Origin of the sequence: Nitratidesulfovibrio sp. 1201_IL3209, from assembly GCF_036763125.1 — a bacterium.
Lineage (GTDB): Bacteria > Desulfobacterota > Desulfovibrionia > Desulfovibrionales > Desulfovibrionaceae > Cupidesulfovibrio.
The window spans coordinates 1-255 of record NZ_JBAIYT010000113.1 but is presented as its reverse complement, the minus strand read 5'-3'; the positions used below and the strand labels follow the sequence as shown (position 1 = coordinate 255).

At 55.7% G+C, this 255-nt stretch carries 1 rRNA gene; it reads left to right on the top strand.

The features are described 5' to 3' along the window. A 23S ribosomal RNA gene (locus tag V6B97_RS17295) occupies positions 1-255 on the top strand; the annotation flags it as partial.

The following is a 255-nucleotide window of genomic DNA, read 5'->3' as shown; positions in this document are numbered from 1 at the left end:
GCGGGGCACGTGAAACCCCGTGGGAATCCGGGAGGACCATCTTCCAAGGCTAAGTATTCGCTGGCGACCGATAGTGCACCAGTACCGTGAGGGAAAGGTGAAAAGAACCCCTGTCAGGGGAGTGAAACAGAACCTGAAACCTGTTGCCTACAAGCTGTGGGAGCACCCTTGAGGTGTGACCGCGTGCCTTTTGCATAATGAGTCAGCGAGTTACTCTGTCCAGCAAGGTTAAGCGCAAGCGGAGCCGTAGCGAAA